This is a genomic window from Micromonospora sp. RTBAU3-60, from assembly GCF_054963695.1.
Window position 1 is genome coordinate 39565 of the sequence record NZ_JBUEGB010000028.1, and the last position, 19879, is coordinate 59443.

Below are 19879 nucleotides of genomic sequence, written 5' to 3' on the forward strand. Positions count from 1 at the left end.
GTCGACAACGAAACGTCGAAGACGGACAGCCCGCGTGCCGCTTACCGAGCGCGCCTCAGTCCGCACCGTCGGATGTGCGGGCGCGGCCGGACGGTGGTTGCCCGTCCGGCCGCGCCCCTCGGTGAACCTGATGCAGGACGCGGGGTTACTCGTTGCGGGCGGTCTCCGGGCCGGTGATGCGGCGCAGCAGCGGCAGTGTCGAGGCGATGATGCTCAGCGACACCGCAAGCCCACCGGCGACCATGAGGTAGAAGGACAGGTGCGGCGCCAGCAGCGTGTAGCCCAGCTGCGCCCGCAGGAACAGGTGCGCGGCCAGGAATCCCATCCCGATCGCCACCGCGGCGACGAGCAGCAGCGGTACGACGGTCTCCAGCGCGACCACCCGGCGCAGGGTACGCAGCCGTACCCCGGTGAGGCGCAGCATGCTGAACGGCCGCTTCCGGTCGCTCAGCCCGCCGGCCACGCTCACCGCGAGGCTGCAGCCGGCGATCGGCAGGCTGGCCAGCATGACCACGTTGGCCAACTGCTGGAACTGCACCATCTGTTGCGCGGAGTTCGCCTCCCATTCGCCGACGCTCGCGGGGAAACGTCCGAGCGGGAACGCGTTGATCAGCATCGTCCGGGCCTGCTCGAAGGCGGAGGGGCTGGTGGTGTTGACGACCACTGACAGGATCGGCTGCCGGTCCACGTCGGTGGCGGCGACGCCGGCGGCGGCGCCCCAGACGTACGTGTCATTGGTCAGGTCGAACGCCCGCATGCCGATGAGGTCGGGGGGAACGACCGCGACCTGCCCGCCGGCCGGGCAGCTGCCGAACACCTTCAGACGGTCCAGCTCGGCGCAGGTCACCAGGCCCGGCCAGTCGACCGGAGCACCGCCGTCCCCGCCGACACCGGCTTCACGCCCGGAGTTGACGTGCACCACCGTCACGCTGCGCACACCGGGGATCGCGGCGAGCCCGGCCGGGATCCGGTCCGCGGCCGGCGCGGGACCGTCCTCGGGCCAGAACGTCTTGGCCAGCGACGTGGCGGCCACCGAGTCGGTGCGCGGTTCACCACGGTTGGCCACGTACGTGGTGATCGTGCCGGTCGCCACGCTGGTCACGAACAGCGCCACGATCAGCCCGCTGACGGACCGGAAGCCGGCCTGCGGGTTGTCCGCGAGGCGGCGCCCGGCGATGAGCGTGGCGGGCCGGCTCGCCCGCCCCGCGAGGACCCGGGCGCCGATCATGGTCAGCCACGGCCCGGCCAGCACCAACCCGATCAGGATCAGCACAAACCCCGACAGGTACGCGGTGATCTGGCCGTTGGTCGTGGCGGGCCGCCGGCCGATGAAGTAACCCAGCTCGGCGAGGCCGGCGATCAGCGGGATCAGCCGCCAGGCGCGCGGCGGCTTCGGGGTCACCCGCCGGGTCACCCCCAGCGGTGAGATCTGCACCCGGCGCAGCGCCAGCACGGACGCCACGACCGCGCCGAGCGGGATGCCGAGCGCGACCGCCAGGACGTTGATGACGGTGAGCGACAGGTCGGCGGGGAAGAACGGTTCGCCGGCGAACGGGATCGCGGCGAGTCCCGGCCGGCACGCGAAGAACAGGCCGAACCCGACGGCGGTGCCCGCTGCGGCCGCGACTGTTGACTCCACGGCCGAGATGACGGAGATCTGTCGTGGCGTGGCGCCGATCAGCCGCATCGCGGCGAACCGCTGCTCGCGGCGGTTGGCGGCCAGCCGGGTCGCGGTGCCGATGAAGATGAGCACCGGGAACAGCAGCGCGGCCGCGACGACGGACAGCACGAGGGTCAGGCCGGCGCTGTTGATCCCGACGTAGCAGCCGTGGCTGCAGTCGCTCGGGGAGGTGGTCATGATCTGGTTGACCTTCTTGGCCCCCAACTGCTCCAGCTCGGTCGGGGCGCGGCCGATGACGATCAGCAGCGACTCCGGGGAGGGCAGCGCCGCCCGCCCGATCGTGCCGACCTCGTGGCCGGGGAAGCGGTCGCCGAGTTCCGCGGCCGGGGTGGCCCGCAGCAGCTCGCCGAGCGCGGGCGACACGTAGTACTCCCCAGGCCCGGGCAGGTGCGGGAGGCCCGGCGGGACGGGCGCGTCCGGGCCCAACGCCGCGACCTCGACCCGGCCGATGGACTTGCCGTGGTAGTAGTCCTCCCGCAGCAGCCACCACATCGGGTCGGCCGACGCGTCGGAGGACGCCGGCGCGACGGCGGTGTTGAGCCAGCCGTACCGCTGGTTCTGCGCGTCGACCGCGTTCATGCCGGCGAGCGTCGTCAGGAGCATACCGACGCCGAGCGCCACCGCGGCGGCGATGATGACGAGCCGGACGGCAGCCTCCCGGCCACCGGACAGCGCCAGCCGCAAACCGAACCGGATCACGAGTGCACCAACGCATTCACCTTGCCGTCGCGCACGATGACCTGCCGGTCGGCGTACGCGGCGACCCGGGCCTCGTGGGTGACCAGCACGACGGTGGTGCCCTGCTCGCGGGCCGAGGCGACCAGCAGGTCCATGACCTGCTCACCGGTCAGCGAGTCGAGCGCCCCGGTCGGCTCGTCGGCGAACAGCGCCCCGGGCCGGGCCACCAGGCCGCGGGCCAGCGCGACCCGCTGCGCCTGCCCGCCGGACAGCTCACCGGAGCGGCGCCGCTCCAGCCCGGCCAGGCCCAGCCGCTCGAACCAGGGCCGCGCCTGCTCCAGCGCGGCGGCCCGCTTGACGCCGCTGAGCAGCAGCGGCAGGGCGACGTTCTCCTCGGCGGTCAACTCCGGCACGAGCTGCCCGAACTGGAACACGAACCCGAACTGGTCCCGGCGCAGGACGCTGCGCTGGTGCTCGTTGAGGGTGTCGATCCGGCGGCCGTCGAAGTGGATCTCGCCGGCGTCCGGCACCAGGATGCCGGCCAGGCAGTGCAGCAGGGTGGTCTTCCCGGAGCCGCTCGGACCCATGATGGCGACGATCTCGCCGGGAGCCACCGCGACGCTGGCGCCGCGCAGCGCCGGGGTCTCGCCGAAGGACAGGTGAACCTCGCGCGCCTCGATGGCCTTCATCGCCGCACCACCTTGCGCAGGGCGTCCAGCCGGGCGACGGTGGTGTCGATCCAGTGCAGGTCGGCTTCCAGGTGGAACAGGCCGTGGTCGGCCAGCATGGTGTCGACCAGGTCGCCGCCGCGGCGGATCTCGGTGAGTTCCTTCATCCGCCGCAGGTGCGCGGCGCGCTGCCGGTCGAGGTACTCCTCGGCGGGGCGGTCGAGCATGAGCGCCAGCACGACCTTGGTGAACAGCACGGTCTGCAGGTTGGGTTCGGCCTCGACCGGCTCGGTCAGCCACGACTCGACCTCGGTCGCGCCGCGTTCGGTGATGACGTAGCGCTTGCGTTCGGGGCCGACACCGGGCTCGACCTCGCCGATCACGATCTTGCCGTCGCGGGCGAGTCGGCCGAGGGTCGCGTAGACCTGGCCGAACGGCAGTGGCTTGCCGCGGCTGAAGAAGGTGTCGTAGTCGCGCTTGAGGTCGTAGCCGTGGCTGGGCTCGCGTTCGAGCAGGCCGAGGAGGGTCATGGGAACGCTCATGGCGACACCATACCCTGAGGGTATACCTCGCGTATATATCCCCCGCGTATATCGACGAACGCGATCCTGGGGCCACCGGCGATGCCGTCTCTGTCGAGAATGGAGGGGTTCTCTACGACCGAGGAGCCCCGGGTGGATTTCGGACTGGACCAGGCGGACAAGATCGCCAGCGTTGTAGGCGCCGTCATCGCGGTGATCGCGCTGGTCTTCACCATCCGTGGCGCGAGAGGGCAGGGTCCCGCCGGCACTCGGACAGGCTCCGGCGCCAAGACGGCGATCTGGGTCACCGCCGGGTTGGCGGTCGTCGCGCTCTGCGGCGCCGCGTCGTGGGGCCTCGTCAACGCCGCGTCGAAGCTCGCCGGTAGCGGCTCCGGCGACGGGCCGTCGGGCGGGCCGGCAACGTCCACGCAAACCGGATCCGGCGACCCCGCCTCCCCGACCAAACCCACCGCCGCCCCCGTGCTGTGGACGGGCGAAGTGCGCCTCGACAGCACGCCGCGCGACTTCGACCACGAACCGCCGGCGCGCGGGAACACCAGCACCGACCGCGAATCGGACGGGTATCTCAACGGCTCGATGTACAACGAGTTCTGGGGTAATGGCGTGGCGCTGTGGTCAGGGCAGGCCGACCCGTCCCGGAACGACTGCGCGGAGCGTTTGCAGACCCACGGTGTCAAGGAAGTGTCCATCGACGCGCGCAGCCGGATCTGCCTGGAGACAAACCAGGGCCGGATCGTGTACGTCAAGGTGCTGCGCCGCGACGGTGACAGCGGATACCTCGCCCAGGTGACGCTCTGGAGCAGCAACTAACTGGCCTCTGCGAGCGCACGCCGACCCGTCACCGCCACCACCAGGGGACTTCCCGATCCGCGATCCCCACCCCGGCCATCCGGTCCCACTGACCGACCGCACCAGGCGCCGGCTCGGGTGCGTTCGCTGCCACTTGGCCGACAACAAACGCACCCGAACGGAGCAACGGGCAAACCGCTGGGTCAGCTCCCGCTCGACGGAACTCAGCGCCCGACAGCTCGCAACAGGCCCGGGACGAAGGCGACGCGCGTCACCGTCGCGGCTTCGAGCAGACCAACTTGTCCTCCCACGCGAGGCCGAAGGCGACAACCCCGCCATCCGACTCGACCAAATGGATGACCACCACCGACCCGGCCTTCATGGCCGCCGGATCGATCACCACGACGACCTCGTCGGGCTGCTGCTTCGTCGACGGGAAGACCGCCCCCATGTTGCGCGGGGCCGGGACCGAATTGCACATCGTGCCATCGGTCGTGACCTTCGCCCGCACCCCGGCGTCGGCGAGCGCCTTGCGGACCGCGTCCGGGTCGGCGAGTTGCTTCCTCGACAGCGTCAGGGCCACGGTGCCGTTGGCATTGCTGACCAACGAGAACGCGGCCGGGTGCACGGGGGCCGTGGCGGCCGGCCGCTGCACGGTCGGCGGCGCACCCGGCCCCGAGCCGGCCAGCGACGGCACGCCCACCGCCAGCCCCGCGGCGAGCGCCACCGCGGCCATGGTGACCACGCCAGCCCGGCGCCGGCGGCGCGCATTGCCCGCGGCGACGATCTCCTCCGCCGGCCGCTGCATGTCCAGGCCGGACAACCCGTCCGACACCGCATTCAATACGTCTTCGTCTCGCACGTTCATTCTCCTCAGCTCTTGGCAGGGGCGAGTTGGCCACGCAGCGCCGCGACGGCCCGCGAAAGGTGAGCGGCGACAGTTCCCGCAGCGATGCCGAGCACCTCAGCGGTGGCACGGGTGTCCAGGTCGAGGAAGACCCGCAACGCGACCACCTCGCGTTGTCGGGCGGGCAACTGCCGCAACGCCGCCATCAGCGCCGCGTCCACGCCGCCCGGGTCCCGGTCAACCACCACGTCGTGCACGTCGGCCAACGCGACCTCCCGGCGCCGTCGCCGCCACGCCGACACCCTCGCATTCAGGGCGGTACGGACCACCCATCCCTGCGGGGCCGGGTGCCGGCTGACCTTCCGCCAAGACATCCAGGCCCGGGTGAAAGCCTCCGCCACCAGGTCCTCAGCGCCCTGACGATCACCGGTCGCCGCCACCACCGCCTTCAGGCAGGCGGCACGGTGGAGCCGGTAGAACTCTGCGAACTGTGCGTGCTCACGTCCCACATGCCGTACACGCATCAGAGCGCCGGCACCCTTACCGTCCGGCCGAATTCGGCGAGAAAATTTTGCCGGTGTGCGAGCGGCATCCGAGGGTGCGGTCGCCGCTCACATCTCGGAACAACGCCCGAGGGCGGACCGGGTTCGCGCGGTGGTACCGCCGCCACAACCGCCAACCAACGACAAGAATCTCCGTGGGGCGGCCCTACCTGCACCTCGTCGCAACGTTTAGTGTGCATGTCCCGTAGCAGGTCAGGCCGCGTGCCTGACGGAGAAGGGCGGTGGCGCGGTGAGGACCAGCCGGCTGGAGGCGTTCAGCGATGGCGTGCTTGCCATCATCATCACGATCATGGTGCTTGAGCTGAAGGTGCCGGAGGGTCACAGCTTCTCCGACCTCGTCCACACCAGCGGCCTCGGGCTGCTGACGTATCTCCTCAGCTTCGTCTATGTGGGCATCTACTGGAACAACCACCACCACATGTTCCATCTTGTGCAGCGGGTCAGGGGCGGGGTGCTGTGGGCGAACCTGGCGTTGCTGTTCTGCCTCTCGCTGTTCCCGTTCACGACGGCCTGGATGGACGACTCGAGGTTCGAGCGAACCCCGGTCGTCATCTACGGTCTGAACCTGTTCGCCGCGGCCATCGCCTACTTCGTGCTCCAGACGGTGATTATTCACCAGCAGGGACCGGAGTCGCCGCTGCGGCGAGCCGTCGGCACCGACTTCAAGGGCAAGGTCTCCCCGGTGTTCTACACCGTTGGGATCCTCAGCGCCCTGCTTGTCCCGGGCGGGCATGTCGGAGTGGGGATTGCCCTGGCCTGCTTCGTCGCCGTGGCGATCATGTGGGTCGTCCCCGACCGCCGCATCGACCGGGTGATCCGTCAGCACGAAACCCAGGGCTGAGGAGCGCACAAGTTTCTGGGCGCTCCGTGCGGCGGGATCCGCTCCATCCGCGACCTCGGGCGACTTGTCTGTGGCCGGCCGCTGGCGGCAGTCCTCGGCAACCGGCGTCCGCCACTGAACTGGTCATCGACGCCCTTTCCTGGTGTGCAAAGCGTGCAGCGTTGCAGGGTGTAGGGCTCGGATTGCAGTCAGGGACCTGTGCAATCACGCGGTCTAATTGCATATTCCGAATGCCGAGCAAGCACCGTGTGGCCGAAACCAGCGGTTACAGGGGCCACATGGACGCGCGGAAGAGAACCCTGAATTTAATCACCAGGGCTCTCTTCCGCATCCGTCCACCTAGCTCCTAAGATCTGCCGATCTTGGGTCAACCGTGGTAGGCAATTCCGTAGCCACACCAACGTTTCGGTAGACTCCGTCCCGGAGCTCGAATATTCCCTGGTCGCCAGTAATCGTGAAGCGACCAGTGCTGTCATTCGGCTCAAGATGAAAGGGACTGACAAAAAGTAGGTAATCCTTGCCAGCCCTCAGCAGTGGAGAGGTCAACGGAGAGGGCACGGCACTCGTGCCGAATTGTTGAATGGAGAGGCGGCTGGAGTCCGTTGATCCAGAAATAACAGACTTGACCTCAACTTGCGTGATGGTGATCGGTATGCCGTTGAGATCTCCCGTCGAGGCCGATGTCGGGGATACAACAACTACGGCGCTGCTGTCCTTACGCAGTTCGGAGATCGAGCGGTAGGTAACAGACCGGCTAACGTTAATTTTCGAGTCCTGTGTGCCGTTGGGCTGAGTGCCCATACCGCAGGCCGCAACAAGCGGACCCGTAAGAACGAGCGAGGTTAACACGAGAATCGTGCTTTTTCTGAGGCTCATCACAGACGGTCGCCCCCCATGTCGTGACCCCAATTAGTACAGGAAGTTCACGCCGTCGATGTCGCCTGCCCGGGGAGTTGTCAGTCTGCAGACGTCGTAGCGGGTATAGGTGTCGGGCTGCATGATCGGCACATTCGTACAAGAGCCTGCGGAAGAGTGTGCCAAACCAAGTGCATGACCCAGCTCGTGAACCATAACGCTCTGACGCTTTGCGCTTGAATAGCCGTCAGTGTAGTAGGAGTTCCACCAAGTGACGAGGCCGATACTCCACAAGCCACTCGATCCGCAACTGGGATTGTTTTGGTTGCCATCGAGGGTGATGCCGTCATAACCCGAATTGCCGAAGTTTCCGTTGGCGATGGTGATGTTGGCACCCGACGTGGCCTTAGTGAGCGAAACCGGCGTCGACGTGTTCGTCCATGCATTTGCGCTAGCCGTCGCAACGCTAGCATAACCGGACGTTGTGGTGCTGTCCTTCCATTTTAGGGCTGGGGTAGAGAACTTACAGCCCAGGAGGGCGTAGGCTGAGGCTGGGGAAGCGGGAGTTAGTACACCGCCGACGACGACCGCAGCAGCTACTGCCACCGAGCCAAGTTTACGTAGATTCATGGAGACCCTTCTATGGGAGTGATTGTCAGATCTTGACATGATAATCCAACGTCGTCAATGACTAAGCGACGTCTCGTAACCTCGGGTCGCCCGGCTCTGCTCTGCGCAGCAGATTGGTCGGTGTCCGCCAGGAAGAAGGGCTTGACCAGGCGGGCGGGGCCGCCGGTGCCCGACGACCTGGCGCGACGACTCACACACATCGAGTTTGAGACAATCAACAGGCCCGCACACGTGGCCAATCGCCGTCACCCAGCAGCAAGGAGTGCGGACCGGCTGGAACGATCGGCCAGACCTTCAGCTCAGCTCGAAATGCACCGTGCGGCCGGTCTTCGCCCGCCCGAGCCGGTGCATCAACGGCACGAGCACCCCGTGCAGCATCGGGTGCTTGCGTACGAGCGCCCGGCTGGCCGCCCGATACTCCGCCCCGCTCAACCGCCGCGCCACCGCCTCCACGGCCGGACCCGTCGGCTTCCCCAGCGCCGTCGACGGCGCCACGCTCACCCGCGGGTTGTTGCGAAGCCGCTTGGTCTTCCACGCCTTCTCGAAGCTGCGCACGTACGCCCGCTCCCCGACCACGGCGACGCTCACCGCCGTCGGCACGGCCGTCCCGTCCCGCCTGTACGTCGTGAGCGCGACAGTCTTCTGCCGCAGCAGCGGCGCCCAGGCCGCAGCCGGCGCGGGATCGACGTACCCGACCACCCAGCCGAGCTGCCGCAGCCGGGCGACCAGCGCGGCCAGGGCCAGGACCGCCATCAACCCGACCGTCCAGGTCTGCGCCGCGCTGCCGCCGAGGTGCGCGTCGATCACGTGCGACACCGTGTGCGCGACCCCGCCGACCAGGTAGCCGGCGAGCGCCACCGCCAGGGCGTCGGCCCAGATCAGCGCCAGCAGCAAGGTCGCCCCGATGCCGAGCTGGAACGCCCCCACGTCGTGCACGAAGTGCTCGTGCGGCGGGAACCCGACCGCCGAGCTGAACGAGTCCGGGGACGCCAACGCCCACACCCCGACGACCAGCGACGCCGCGCCGAGCAGCGCGGCCACCGCGCGTACCAGTGCTCTCATGCCGGTGGGACGGGCTGGCGGCCGGCGATGTGACGTGCCATGACGGTGTGACGCCGTAATCAACGGATTGATCTAGAACGGGGACGGAGGACGCCTGATGGCGCGCACATCCCTGCGACGACTCGGCATCGCCCTGGTGGCGGCGCTCGTCGCGGTAACCCAACTGACCGCAACGCCGGCGCAGGCCGGGCCGGCGATCTACCCGCCACCAGCGACGAGCGCCGCAGCTGTCTCCTCCACCCAGATCCGGGTGAGCTGGCAGGCCGCCCCGCAGGCGTCCGCCTACCGGATCTCCCGATCGACCGGGTCGAGCGGCCCCTACACCCAGGTCGGCAGCAGCACCGGCCTGGAGTTCCTGGACTCCGGGCTCGCCCCGGCCACCACGTACTACTACGTCGTGCAGGCCGAGTACCGCAACAAGCTGTCCGGCCAGTCGCCGCAGGCCAGCGCCACCACCCTCCCGGTGCTGCCCGCACCCACCGGCCTGCGGCTCACCGGCACGCCGTCGACCATGGATCTCACCTGGACGGCGGTGACCGGCGCGGCCCGCTACGAGATCTGGCGCCACCACCCGATCGACGGGGACACGCTGATCACCTCGACCACCACAACCTCCTTCCGGGAGACCGGGCGGACGGACGGGTACTACTACCAGTACAAGGTGCGGGCGCTGACCGACAGCGGCGCGGCCGGGCCGTTCGCGTCCGGGTCGGCGTACAGCGGGCCGGCGACGTCCACCACGATCGCCGTCAACCCGACCCGGTCCGAGCAGGGCCAGTGGGTGGCGCTGTCGGCGCGGGTCAGCCGGGCCGACGGGGCCGAGCCGTGGGGCAAGGTGGTCTTCGTCTCCGGCAGCGAGGTCGTCGGCCAGGCCGACCTCTGGCACGGGTACGGCGCTGTGGTGATCACCCCGAAGTCGAGCTCGGTGACCTACTACGCCCGGTTCGAGGGCTACGGCGGCATGTCCAACAACGGGGGCAGCTCGTCGGCTGATGTGCCGCTCCAGGTGGATCCGGCGTACGGGAAGGTGTCCTTCGGCCCGGCCGAGGCGGCCGAAGTGGGCTCGACCGAGACGGCGATCGCCGCCGGCGACCTCACCGGTGACGGGCTCACCGACGTCGTGCTCACCACGGGCATCCAGGCCGACGCCGGGGACCTGAACCACTCCGTCTACCTCTACGTCCAACTGCCGGAGCACCGGCTCGCCGCGCCCGTCCGATACGCCACGACCGTGCCGACCGGCGGCAGCATGGTCCCGGTCATCGCCGACGTCGACGCGGACGGGCGCAACGAGCTGCTTGTCGCCTCCGGCGACGGGCTCGACCTGTACCGCCAGTCCGCCGGCGGCCTGTCCGCCCCCGTGGCGTTGCCGTTCGGCGCGGCCCTGGGCGACGTGCACGCCGTCGACCTTGACCGGGACGGCCAGCTCGACCTGGTGGCGACCATCAACGAGTCGGTGCTGGTGCGCTACGGCACCGCTGCAGGCGAGTTCGCCGCGCCGGTCACCGTGGCCACTCCGCTGTCCGGCTCGGTCCTGGGCATCGCCGATGTGACCGGCGGCCCCGGCCTGGACCTGGTACGCCTGGACGGACGGCAGGTCATCGTCGTCGAGCAGACGTCGGCGCGCACCTTCGCCCCGCCGTCCGGCATTCCCGTGCCGCAGGGACAGGAAATCGACGCACGATCCCTCGCGGCCGGTGACGTGACCGGCGACGGGCGGGCCGACGTGGTACTCACCGTCACCGGCAACATGCCGGACCCGCGGATCTCCGTCCTCACCCACGACACCGCAAGGACGCTCGGCGCATGGCAGATCTACGTCGCGTACGACATGCCCGAGCCGCTGGTCCTGGAGGACATGGATGGCGACTCGCGCCTGGACGTGGTGATCGCGCACGGCGGCTGGTACCGGGTGGGGGTGATGCTCCAGCGGCCCGACGGCCGGCTGGGCCGGGAGCAGTTGGGCTCCAACCCGTACTACGCGACCCACTACGAGCACCGGGGTCTGGCGGTCGGTGACATCAACAGCGACGGGCACAAGGACGTGCTGCTGGCCGACTACAACAACGGCCTCGTGGTGATTCCCGGGGCGTGAGCGCGACGGCGGGCGGTACCGGCGCAACACCGGTGCCGCCCGCCGTCTCCGCTCAGGCCTGCCCCGGACCCTCGAACACCCGGCGGACGTCGACCTCGACGTCGATCCCGTGGTCGATGAAGACGTTGATGAAACGCTTACCCCACTCCACCGCCTCCTCCTTCGACCGCACCTCCAGCAGCGCGAACCCGGCGATGAGTTCCTTGGTCTCGGTGAACGGCCCGTCGGTGATGGTGGTCTTGCCCTTGGTCGCGGTGATCCGCGACGCGTCCTCCTTGCTGCTCTTGCACAGCCCCTCGGCGGCGAGCAGGATCCCGGCCTTGGCCACCTCCTCGATGAAGGCGCCCATCTGCTTGATGAACTCCGGGCTCGGGTCGAACGCGCCCGGAGTGTTCTCGTCCAACTTGTGCATCAACATGTAGCGCATTGCAGGGTTCCCTTCAGGAAAGGTCCGCGCGGACGCGCGCGGACACGGCGGTGAGCCAACCGAGGATGAAGACCGAGCCCAGGGCCATCCGGATGCTGATGCTGCCCTGGTCGGGCCACGCCATGACGATCACGGTCGCCAACGCGCACAGCACCGAGCACCGCGCCCAGCCCCACGCGCCGAGCCGCTGGAAGCGGCGGGCGAACACCAGGCACGCGATGGTGAGCGACCCGAACGCCAGCATCGCCCCGACACCGTGGCCGACGGAGTGCCAGCTCATCGTCTCCGGGTTGCCCTCGGGCGCGCCGGCCGGCCAGCCCATGCTCGGGTCGGCGCGCAGCACCCCGGCGACGATCATGCCGACGCCGAACACCGCGACCAGCGCCGGCCCCCAGGTGCGGGCCGCCGCGCCCCGCAGCGCGCGGCGCAGCCCGGCCGCGCCGGCGAGGGCCAGCAGCCCGGAGACGACGAAGTTGGCGATCTGGATCCAGCCGTGGTCGCCGAGGGCGAGCAGGCTGAGCGGTTGCCGGCTCAGGTCGAAGCCGTCGCGGGTGAGCACCTGGGCAGCGGCCACCACCCCGAACAGCGGCCCGGCGGCCATCCCCCCAGCGAGCAGGGCGGCGGTCGGAACGACCCGGGTCGTCCCGGCCTGCGGCAGCGTCGTACTGGTCATGTCGATCTGCTTCCTACTTCTTGCTCATTGCTGAGTGGTTCGGATGTTTCGCTCTCCGTCCGGTGGTTGCCGGGCTGGAGTCCTGGACCGGCAGTCTGGTCCGGTGGCGATCGGTCCGTTCCTGCAGGATCTGCTTCACCACATGGTGTGGGGTGTGCAGGGCGATGTCGGGGTCGCCGGCTCGGTGCAGGATGTTGATCGCGGCGTTCACGTCTGCCTGCCACACCACCCCGCACCGGGTGCAGTGAAACCGGTCCCCGCTACGTCGCCCGAAGGCGCCGCAGTGGTGGCAGGTTTGTGAGGTGTAGGCGGCGTTGACGGGAACGAGCGCAGAACCTCTACGCTCCGACACGCTCTTCAGCGCCTCGGCGGTAACTCCTTTGGTCCACGCGGCGAGACGCCGGTTGACGTTCTTGGGAAGCTTCTTGCGACCGGTGAAGCGTTTGGTGAGGTCCTCGGCGATCACCGTGTTCGCTTTGTCGACGACCTTGTGCACGGCGGTGAAGATCTCCGTACGCACCCGCGCCCGGTGCCGGGCGGCCTGCCGGTCCCGCTTCACGGTGCCAAGGTTGTTGGCCTTGATCCGGTGCGCTTTCGCGTGGTCACTACGGAGCGCGGCGGTGTTGGCGATCGAGCGCAGCTTCGCCCGCCGCCGGTTGCGTTCCTTCAACCGATCCGACTCATTGGACAGCAGCACGCCAAGCTGTTCACCGTGGGGCTGGCCGTCGGAGTCGGTGAGGGCTTCGGTGTAGCCCTTGTCCACCCCGACCCTCTGGTCGCCGCACGGCCGCTGCGACGACCGCATCCCCGACGCGTCGATCTGGTAGTGCACCTCGACCCGCCCGCCGCGCAGGATCAGCCGCAACGTGCCCGTCGGCGCGACCGTCGTGGACAACGGGATTCGGACCATCCGCCGGGGTTCGAGACCGGGAACCGCCAGCCACAACCGGCCGCACCCGTCGACGATCGTGTTGTAGTTGTCGGCGCGCACCACGATCTGATCGTGCGCGCGGTTGCGGCCACGCTTCCAGTGCTTGCGCATCTGCCGCGCCAGGAACGGATTATCAGCCCATTGGTCGGCCTTCAACGCGGTGAACATCCGCTTGCGCTCGACCGGATCGCTCGTGCGTCGGCTAATCGCCCGCCGGACGTCGACCTTGGCCGCCTCCAGGTTCGCGGCGATGTCAGCCATGGCGTCGCGGACGGTTTCCTTCCACGCATTCGCCAACACACCAAACGACGCGTGCGTGCCGTCAGCCAGCCACCGGTCCCGCACCTGCCGGTCCCGCAACCCGGCCCCGACACCGTTGATCGACCCGTACCGCTGCCACACCTCGCTACGCACCCGACCCAACCGGCGGGCCTGCTCCACCAGCGCGGCGTACTTGCCTGGGTTCAGCCGGGCCGAGTAGGCGACGCGGGTGACCTTCACCGCTCATCCCCCACGGCCAGCTCCGCCCCTTCGAGTTCCTTCTCGTAACGCTGCAGACCGTCCAGCCGGCCAGAGAAGCTGCGCATGACCGTCAGCAAGTCGTCCACCAGTTCCTGCTGTGGGGCCACGGACTCCTGATTGGCGACGAGCCGCGGCAGTACACCACGACTTCCGCCGGTCGGCGTCGAAGCCCGGCTGCAACACCCTGCGCACATCAGAATCGTCGAAATACCGCTGACTCGACGGCAGACGACGAGCCGCGATCCGACCCCCCGCCTCCCACCGGCGCACCGTACTCACCCGAGCGGCCCACCCGCTCGGCAAACTCGCAATCAGGTGCATGCTACCCATAGCAGTCTATTGTGGACAGACATAGAAAGGAAAGCAACCACTAGTCACTGCTCCTCGTCGGCGGCTCTCACTGACGCGTCGATCGGGCCGACCGGGATCCGACATCTCGTTTCAAGATTTTTACCCCTCGCACGCGGCGGCCCGGTCGAGCAGCAGCGCCCGCTCCCGGGCGTTGCCGGTCAGCGACGCCGCCCGCTCGAACTCGCGCCGGGCCTCGTCGCGCCGGCCCAGCTTGGCCAGCAGGTCGCCGAGCACCGTGGGCAGCAGGTGGTAGCCCGCGAGGGCCGGCTCGTCCGCCAGCGTGCGGGCCAGCTCCAGGCCGGCGGCCGGGCCGTCGGCGTAGGCGACGGCGACCGCCCGGTTCAGCTCCACCACCGGTGAGGGCACCAGCCGGGCCAGCTCCGCGTACAGGGTCGCGATCCGCGCCCAGTCGGTCTCCTGCGGGGTACGCGCCCGCGCGTGGCAGGCCGCGATCTCCGCCTGCAGGGTGTACGGGCCGGCCTGGCCGGCGCGGGCCCGGTCGAGGGCGGCGAGGCCACGCCGGATGAGCAGCTGGTCCCAGCGGCTGCGGTCCTGCTCGTTCAGCAGGATGGGCTGGCCGTCCGGGCCGGTGCGGGCATGCGTACGCGACGCCTGGATCTCCAGCAGCGCCGCCAGCCCGTGCACCTCGGGCTCGTCGGGCATCAGCCCCTGCAGGAGCCGGGCCAGCCGCAGCGCCTCCTGGCAGAGGGCCGGGCGCATCCAGTCGTCCCCGGCGGTGGCCGCGTACCCCTCGTTGAAGATCAGGTAGACGACCTCCAGCACCGAGTCGAGGCGTTCGGCGCGCTCGGCCGGGCCGGGCACTTCGAACGGCACGCGGGCGGTGGCGAGGTTCTGCTTGGCGCGGGTGATCCGCTGGCCGACGGTGGACTCGGTGGTGAGGAAGGCGCGGGCGATCTCGCCGGTGGTCAGGCCACCGAGCAGCCGCAGGGTGAGCGCGGCCCGGGCGATCGGCGACAGCACCGGATGGCAGGAGACGAAGATCAGCCGCAGCAGGTCGTCCTCGATCCGGTCCTCGACGGCGGCGTCGAAGTCCGAGGTGACCTGCTCGTCGAGGTCACGGCCGAGCTCGGCGAGCGTACGCTGCTGGGTCTGCCGGCGGCGCAGCGCGTCGAGGGCCCGGCGCTTGCCGACGGTCATCAGCCACGCGCCCGGGTTGGCCGGTACGCCGTCGCGCGGCCACTGCTCGAGCGCGGCTACGAGGGCGTCCTGGGCCAACTCCTCGGCTTGGCCGACATCGCGAACGATCGCCGCGATGCCGGCGACGACCCGCCCGGCCTCCATCCGCCACACCGCCTCGACGGTGCGCCGTGTCTCGGACTCCCCCATGCGCCCATGACAGCAGCCCGGTCCGACGTTCGCCAGTACCGGGGTCCGTCCGTGTCCCGGGCTGCTGTCAGCGGAGGAAGTCGGTGATGAGGGCGGCGAGTTCCTGCGGCCGTTCGGCGACCATCGCGTGGCTGGCGCCGGCCAGGTGCAGCACCCGCAGCGACGGATTGTCCAGCGCGGCGAGCCGCTCGGCGGTGGCCCGCCGGTAGGCCGCGTACAACTCGTGGAACGCCTGCTGTTCGGGCAGGTCCTCGGTGGCGAGGACGAGCAGCAGCGGGCAGCGGGTGTCCCGGTAGGCGGGGATCAGGTCGAGCGACTCCATCGCCTCCCGCAGCTGCCCGGTCAGCTCCGGCCCAGGGCGCAGCCGGCTACGGCCGTCGTCGCCCGGCACCAGGTTGCGCTCGAAGGCCGCCACCCATTCCTCCGGCGCGCCACCGTACCGCTCGGCCATCGCCCGCTGCCCGGCCAGCACCCCGGCCAACTGTTCGGCGGTGAGCGGCTCGGCCAGCATCGCGGCCATCCCGTCGAACGCGGCCCGCAGCTTGGCGAGCTGCGTCGCCGCCTGCTCCGGGTCCATCCCGGCGAGCTGCTCCGGCCGGCCCAGGGTCGGGTTCCCGTCCAGGCTGACGACGCCGGGGCACTCCGGGTGGCGCTGCGCCCACAGCGCGGCCACCATCCCGCCGAGGGAGACGCCGACCACCGCGGGACGCTCCAGACCAAGGCCGTCGGCGACGGCGGCCAGGTCGGCCAGCACCTCGTCCCACCGCCACGGGCCGTCTCCGGACCGCCCGTGCCCGCGCAGGTCGACGGCGACCACCCGGTACGCCGGCCGCAACTGCTCGGCCAGCGTCGTCATCTGGGCGAGGTTGCCGCCGGCGCCGTGCAGGAGCAGCAGCGGACGCCCGGGCCCGCCGAAGTCGCGGTAGGCGATCGGCACGGATCCGGAGCTGATGAAGGTGTCAGGCACGTCGGGTTCCCTCCTGGAGCAGTCGGTCACGGACGGCGGCGGACAGCACACCGCCGGCGGGGTGGCGGGCGAGCTTGCCGCGCGAGGCCAGGTCGTGGACGCCCTGGCGGGTGATGCCGAGCATGGCGCCGGCCACTGCGTACGACACCGATTCGGCGGTGGGGTGGCCGACCCGCCGCGCGACGATCTGGCCGAGCGGGCTTCGCCACCAGTCGAGGGGCGGGTCGAACGGGCCGTCGCCGGGATAGAGCGTGGAGATCGCCCGGGCGATCACCCCGTAGGCCGACTGATCGTCGCCGCTGACCATCGTGGCGGCCCAGGATCGCGCCCGCTCGCGGACAACAGCCCGCAGCGGGTCGATCGCGTGGTGGCCGTCGACCAGGATCTCGAGCGGATCGAGCAGCCGGATGTCGATCAACCTGGTGAGCTGCTCAACCAGTTCCTCTTCGATCGGTGGCATGCCGCCTCCCTCGTTGCTTGACAGCTATCGTCAAGTACTTGACGCATGGTGTCAAGCGGAGGCGCATGACCGCTTGAATGTCGTAGCCGGCTCGTAGCCTGACGCGGTCATCACGGATCGCAGGGAGACCACATGCTCGACCACTTCTCCGTCATGGTGCGCGACCTGCCGACCAGCGCCGCCTTCTACGACACAGTGCTGGCCCCGCTCGGCGGCCGCCGGATCATGGAGCCCGGCCCGATCGGCTACGGCGTCGACAGCCCCGACTTCTGGCTGGTCCCCGCGCCCGCCGGGGCCGCACCACTGGAGGCACACATCGCCTTCACCGCCCCCGACCGGGCCGCCGTGCAGGCGTTCCACGACGCCGCGGTCGCGGCCGGCGCGGAGGTGCTGCACGCGCCCCGGGTCTGGCCCGAATACCACCCGACCTACTTCGGCGCGTTCGTCCGCGACCCCGACGGCAACAACGTCGAGGCGGTCTGCCACCGCCCCGAGTAGCCGACGGGACCGGCGGGCGGTCAGCGCAGCGGGTCGTGGGTGCCGCGCGGCACCTGCGGCTTGCAGCGGCGTACCCGGTCGGCGGCCAGCCGCCCGCCGACCGCGAGGCCGTACCTCTCCACCGCCGCGAGCCCGTACGCGCTGCACGTCGGGGTGTAGCGGCACTGGCCGGGCCAGCGGTGCGACAGCCAGCGGCGGTAGCCGAGGATGGCCGCCCGGCCGGCCCGGTCCACGATGGGCGTCCGGGTGGCGGTGGCGGCCACCGAGCCGAGCGTCAGCAGAAACGAGAACAGCCCGAAGTCGCAGCAGTCCGGGCCGTCGCAGTCACAGACGTCGCAGGTGTCGCAGTCCGGACGGCTCTTCTTCTTGTGGTGCCGCTTGCGCTTCAGCTTGATCACGACGCCATGATGCGACACCCGCGCCACCGCGATGCCACCTCAAGCATCACGCCAGCGCCCCTGACAAGTCCTGGTGTTGGTCGACTCATGCGGGTCGGGCGACGACGTGATTCACCAGCGCCTGCATGCGTGTCCAGTCGGCCCGCGTCGCGGACACCTGGGTAAGGCCGGTCGCGCTGGGTGCCCCGAAGAAGCGGTGCAGGATCTGGGCAGCCGTACGGCCGGTGGTGCTGGTGGGCCAGGTTTCCGCCGTCAGCCCTGCAGCGTAGGCAGCATTCAGGAGGCGCCAGAGGTCCACCGCGTCCTTGGCGGCGAAGCGGCCCCGGTACGCGAGCGCCTTCAGGCAGAGCGCCGAGGCTACGTCGGGCAGAGCGACCTGTAGCGCCAGCGTGTCGGCACTCGTCAGGCGAACTTCCAGCTGAAACAAGCTGGCCGGGCGGTGGAGCGCAAGGATCAGTCCGGGTACCTCATCCACGATGAGATCACCGTGGCGTTGGTTCGGCACCAGTTTGCTCTCGAACGACGGGGCAAGGATGTCAACGACGAGATCCAGCGGCCCGTGGTTGTCCTGGTAGTGGCGGACGAACCGGTTCGCCGCATCCCCGCGTCGGTAACCGCACTCGGCCAGGGCCTGAGGTAGCCGAGGATCTGCGACGACAGCGGGCAACGCGGCGAAGTCGGCGTCAAGGGTCTCCCGCATCGGCACCTGGCCGGCGACACCGTGCGCGGCGGTGAGCAGGGTGACCATGTGTCCACCGACGATCCGGTGATCCAACTCCAGTGCTGCGGAGATCGCCGACAGGTCGGCGAGTGTCCGGAAGCCGGCATCGGCCGCCCGGCTGGTGGAGGTCAGAGTCAGCACGCCGGGCGGCGTTGCACCGGGTGGCACGGGTCCGATCATGCTGCCCGGCTCCCACTCGCTCGCCGGCGGTCCCGTAGCGTTCGTCGCAGGTGCCGCACTGCCTCATCGGTGTCGGGCCCTGGAGCCCGCGCCACGTCCCACAGGATCTGCAACGGGTTCGCCAACGGCACGCTCCCCGGTGCCTCGTCAGCCGGACGGCGGGGCCAGACTCCGGGATCCTTCGGCACGATCAGTTCCACCGTCGCGTCCTCCTCGTCGGCGGGTGTGAGGCCAGCGCTGGTCAGGTCCACTCCGGTTTGGGCGTAGACGACCGCTCGACGTGGGGCTCGCCATGGGGCGACGCGGTCGGCCGCGACGTCACCGGAGATCGCCATCCGTCCGGGGTCGCCGCTCGTCAACCGACCGATGACGGCTTCTGCCTGCTGCACCGGCGGTTCCAGGCCGTACCAAAGGGTTCTCAGGCCGCCAGGCCCAGGGTACGAGTTCAGCCACCAGTCGAAGACCGCATCGATGTCGGTCACGTCCCAGCCGGCCGGCGTTCGGTGCGCGAGACCTTGTTCGGCCAGTGCGGCGAGCGCCTGTGACACGCGAGGCTGAGAGACGCCGGTGACCGCCGCCAACTGCTGCTGCCCGGCCCAGGGTCGCTCAGCCAACCGCCGTACTAGGGTGAAGGTGCCCCACGGCACGCGACCCGGCCGGGCCCGTGAGGGCAGGGTATCGGCGTCTCTCGTCTCGATGGGCACCTGCTTGCCTGCCACCTGCAGGAGACCCGTGACCTGCCGCCTGTTGTCGACCAACCAGGACCAGCCGGCCGCCTCGACTGCGGATCGGACAACGGGCGTGGCTGAGGGCACGACGAGCAGGACCTGGTCCCGAAATCGACTCTTCAGGTGGGCGATGTCGCTGGGATTGAGCACAGCTGACGAGGCCACCACTCTCAGGACCCCGCGGTGAGGGCCAACCCGCAACTCGACGTGATCGGCGTCGAGCGGCACGACGAGGACTCCGGCATCAACCAGAGCCCTCCACGCCGTCGCCGATATAAGCATTTTCCGTCCCCCTCAGATAATACTTATAACACGGCTGTGGCTCTGGCGCGAAGATCTGCCCAGACGTCAGCTCATGATCTCGCTCGGACCCACGAGCCGTTCGTCCGCCGTTGTGGGCCATGCACGGGCTCGACGCGCACGAG

The 19879-nt window shown here is 69.7% G+C and carries 20 protein-coding genes and 1 pseudogene; 4 read left to right on the forward strand and 17 right to left on the reverse strand.

The genetic code is table 11. From position 1 onward, the window contains the following. Positions 1 to 145: 145 nt before the first annotated feature. From ACY34I_RS24555 to ACY34I_RS24565, 3 genes are read right to left on the reverse strand one after another with little or no spacing between them, the layout of a single operon-like run. Positions 146 to 2380 (reverse strand): ABC transporter permease, encoded by a 2235-nt coding sequence (locus ACY34I_RS24555; protein ID WP_462757383.1) that lies wholly within the window; start codon positions 2378 to 2380, stop codon positions 146 to 148. Beyond that, positions 2377 to 3048 (reverse strand): ABC transporter ATP-binding protein, encoded by a 672-nt coding sequence (locus tag ACY34I_RS24560; RefSeq protein WP_462757384.1) that lies wholly within the window; start codon positions 3046 to 3048, stop codon positions 2377 to 2379. Before ACY34I_RS24560 ends, ACY34I_RS24555 begins: the two co-directional genes overlap by 4 nt. Next, positions 3045 to 3569: a PadR family transcriptional regulator gene (locus ACY34I_RS24565; RefSeq protein WP_462757385.1), complete on the reverse strand. Its 525-nt coding sequence runs from the start codon at positions 3567 to 3569 to the stop codon at positions 3045 to 3047. Before ACY34I_RS24565 ends, ACY34I_RS24560 begins: the two co-directional genes overlap by 4 nt. An 81-nt stretch (positions 3570 to 3650) precedes the next feature. On the opposite strand from ACY34I_RS24565, the gene ACY34I_RS24570 reads away from it, so the two are divergent. Continuing rightward, positions 3651 to 4379, forward strand: a complete 729-nt coding sequence (locus ACY34I_RS24570) for a hypothetical protein (protein WP_462757386.1) — start codon at positions 3651 to 3653, stop codon at positions 4377 to 4379. A gap of 250 nt (positions 4380 to 4629) precedes the next feature. On the opposite strand, the gene ACY34I_RS24575 is transcribed toward ACY34I_RS24570, so the two are convergent. Together ACY34I_RS24575 and ACY34I_RS24580 are read right to left on the reverse strand one after the other, a co-directional pair. Beyond that, positions 4630 to 5220: a hypothetical protein gene (locus tag ACY34I_RS24575; protein WP_462757387.1), complete on the reverse strand. Its 591-nt coding sequence runs from the start codon at positions 5218 to 5220 to the stop codon at positions 4630 to 4632. A gap of 11 nt (positions 5221 to 5231) precedes the next feature. Then, a complete protein-coding gene (locus tag ACY34I_RS24580; RefSeq protein ID WP_462757388.1) occupies positions 5232 to 5729 on the reverse strand; it encodes a sigma-70 family RNA polymerase sigma factor in 498 nt (165 codons plus the stop codon). 268 nt (positions 5730 to 5997) lie between these two features. Between ACY34I_RS24580 and ACY34I_RS24585 the strand changes: the two genes are divergently transcribed. After that, complete coding sequence (locus tag ACY34I_RS24585) at positions 5998 to 6609, forward strand: TMEM175 family protein (RefSeq protein ID WP_462757389.1); 612 nt, start codon at positions 5998 to 6000, stop codon at positions 6607 to 6609. A gap of 909 nt (positions 6610 to 7518) precedes the next feature. Here ACY34I_RS24585 and ACY34I_RS24590 read toward each other — a convergent pair. Beyond that, positions 7519 to 8094, reverse strand: a complete 576-nt coding sequence (locus ACY34I_RS24590; protein WP_462757390.1) for a matrixin family metalloprotease — start codon at positions 8092 to 8094, stop codon at positions 7519 to 7521. 294 nt (positions 8095 to 8388) lie between these two features. Further along, entirely contained in the window at positions 8389 to 9156 is a 768-nt protein-coding gene (locus tag ACY34I_RS24595) for a PPOX class F420-dependent oxidoreductase (RefSeq protein ID WP_462757391.1), read from the reverse strand. Positions 9157 to 9253: 97 nt separating this feature from the next. On the opposite strand from ACY34I_RS24595, the gene ACY34I_RS24600 reads away from it, so the two are divergent. Continuing rightward, complete coding sequence (locus ACY34I_RS24600; RefSeq protein WP_462757392.1) at positions 9254 to 11251, forward strand: FG-GAP-like repeat-containing protein; 1998 nt, start codon at positions 9254 to 9256, stop codon at positions 11249 to 11251. Positions 11252 to 11303: 52 nt separating this feature from the next. Here the strand turns inward: ACY34I_RS24600 and ACY34I_RS24605 are convergent, their stop codons facing one another. The 7 genes and pseudogenes from ACY34I_RS24605 to ACY34I_RS24635 form a co-directional block, all read right to left on the reverse strand. After that, the gene (locus ACY34I_RS24605) at positions 11304 to 11678 is read right to left on the reverse strand and encodes a YciI family protein (protein ID WP_462757393.1); all 375 of its coding nucleotides are present in this window, start codon (positions 11676 to 11678) and stop codon (positions 11304 to 11306) included. A gap of 13 nt (positions 11679 to 11691) precedes the next feature. Beyond that, a complete protein-coding gene (locus ACY34I_RS24610) occupies positions 11692 to 12351 on the reverse strand; it encodes a DUF998 domain-containing protein (RefSeq protein ID WP_462757394.1) in 660 nt (219 codons plus the stop codon). Positions 12352 to 12364: 13 nt separating this feature from the next. Beyond that, positions 12365 to 13783, reverse strand: coding sequence for an RNA-guided endonuclease TnpB family protein (locus tag ACY34I_RS24615; RefSeq protein ID WP_462757395.1), 1419 nt, complete (start codon positions 13781 to 13783; stop codon positions 12365 to 12367). Next, positions 13780 to 14096 (reverse strand): annotated as a pseudogene (locus ACY34I_RS24620) (hypothetical protein). The gene ACY34I_RS24615 and the pseudogene ACY34I_RS24620 overlap by 4 nt, the downstream one beginning before the upstream one ends. Positions 14097 to 14254: 158 nt before the next feature. Continuing rightward, positions 14255 to 15502, reverse strand: a complete 1248-nt coding sequence (locus tag ACY34I_RS24625; RefSeq protein ID WP_462757396.1) for an RNA polymerase sigma factor — start codon at positions 15500 to 15502, stop codon at positions 14255 to 14257. A 67-nt stretch (positions 15503 to 15569) separates the two neighbouring features. Further along, positions 15570 to 16469: an alpha/beta fold hydrolase gene (locus ACY34I_RS24630; RefSeq protein ID WP_462757397.1), complete on the reverse strand. Its 900-nt coding sequence runs from the start codon at positions 16467 to 16469 to the stop codon at positions 15570 to 15572. Beyond that, complete coding sequence (locus tag ACY34I_RS24635) at positions 16462 to 16929, reverse strand: hypothetical protein (protein ID WP_462757398.1); 468 nt, start codon at positions 16927 to 16929, stop codon at positions 16462 to 16464. Before ACY34I_RS24635 ends, ACY34I_RS24630 begins: the two co-directional genes overlap by 8 nt. 132 nt (positions 16930 to 17061) lie before the next feature. On the opposite strand from ACY34I_RS24635, the gene ACY34I_RS24640 reads away from it, so the two are divergent. Further along, the gene (locus tag ACY34I_RS24640) at positions 17062 to 17427 is read left to right on the forward strand and encodes a VOC family protein (RefSeq protein WP_462757399.1); all 366 of its coding nucleotides are present in this window, start codon (positions 17062 to 17064) and stop codon (positions 17425 to 17427) included. A gap of 20 nt (positions 17428 to 17447) precedes the next feature. Here the strand turns inward: ACY34I_RS24640 and yidD are convergent, their stop codons facing one another. The 3 genes from yidD to ACY34I_RS24655 form a co-directional block, all read right to left on the reverse strand. Then, positions 17448 to 17825, reverse strand: coding sequence for a membrane protein insertion efficiency factor YidD (gene yidD, locus ACY34I_RS24645; RefSeq protein WP_462757400.1), 378 nt, complete (start codon positions 17823 to 17825; stop codon positions 17448 to 17450). An 85-nt stretch (positions 17826 to 17910) separates the two neighbouring features. Next, entirely contained in the window at positions 17911 to 18726 is an 816-nt protein-coding gene (locus ACY34I_RS24650; protein WP_462757401.1) for a hypothetical protein, read from the reverse strand. Further along, entirely contained in the window at positions 18723 to 19682 is a 960-nt protein-coding gene (locus tag ACY34I_RS24655) for a hypothetical protein (RefSeq protein ID WP_462757402.1), read from the reverse strand. The genes ACY34I_RS24650 and ACY34I_RS24655 overlap by 4 nt, the downstream gene beginning before the upstream one ends. Between the last annotated feature and the right edge of the window lie 197 nt (positions 19683 to 19879).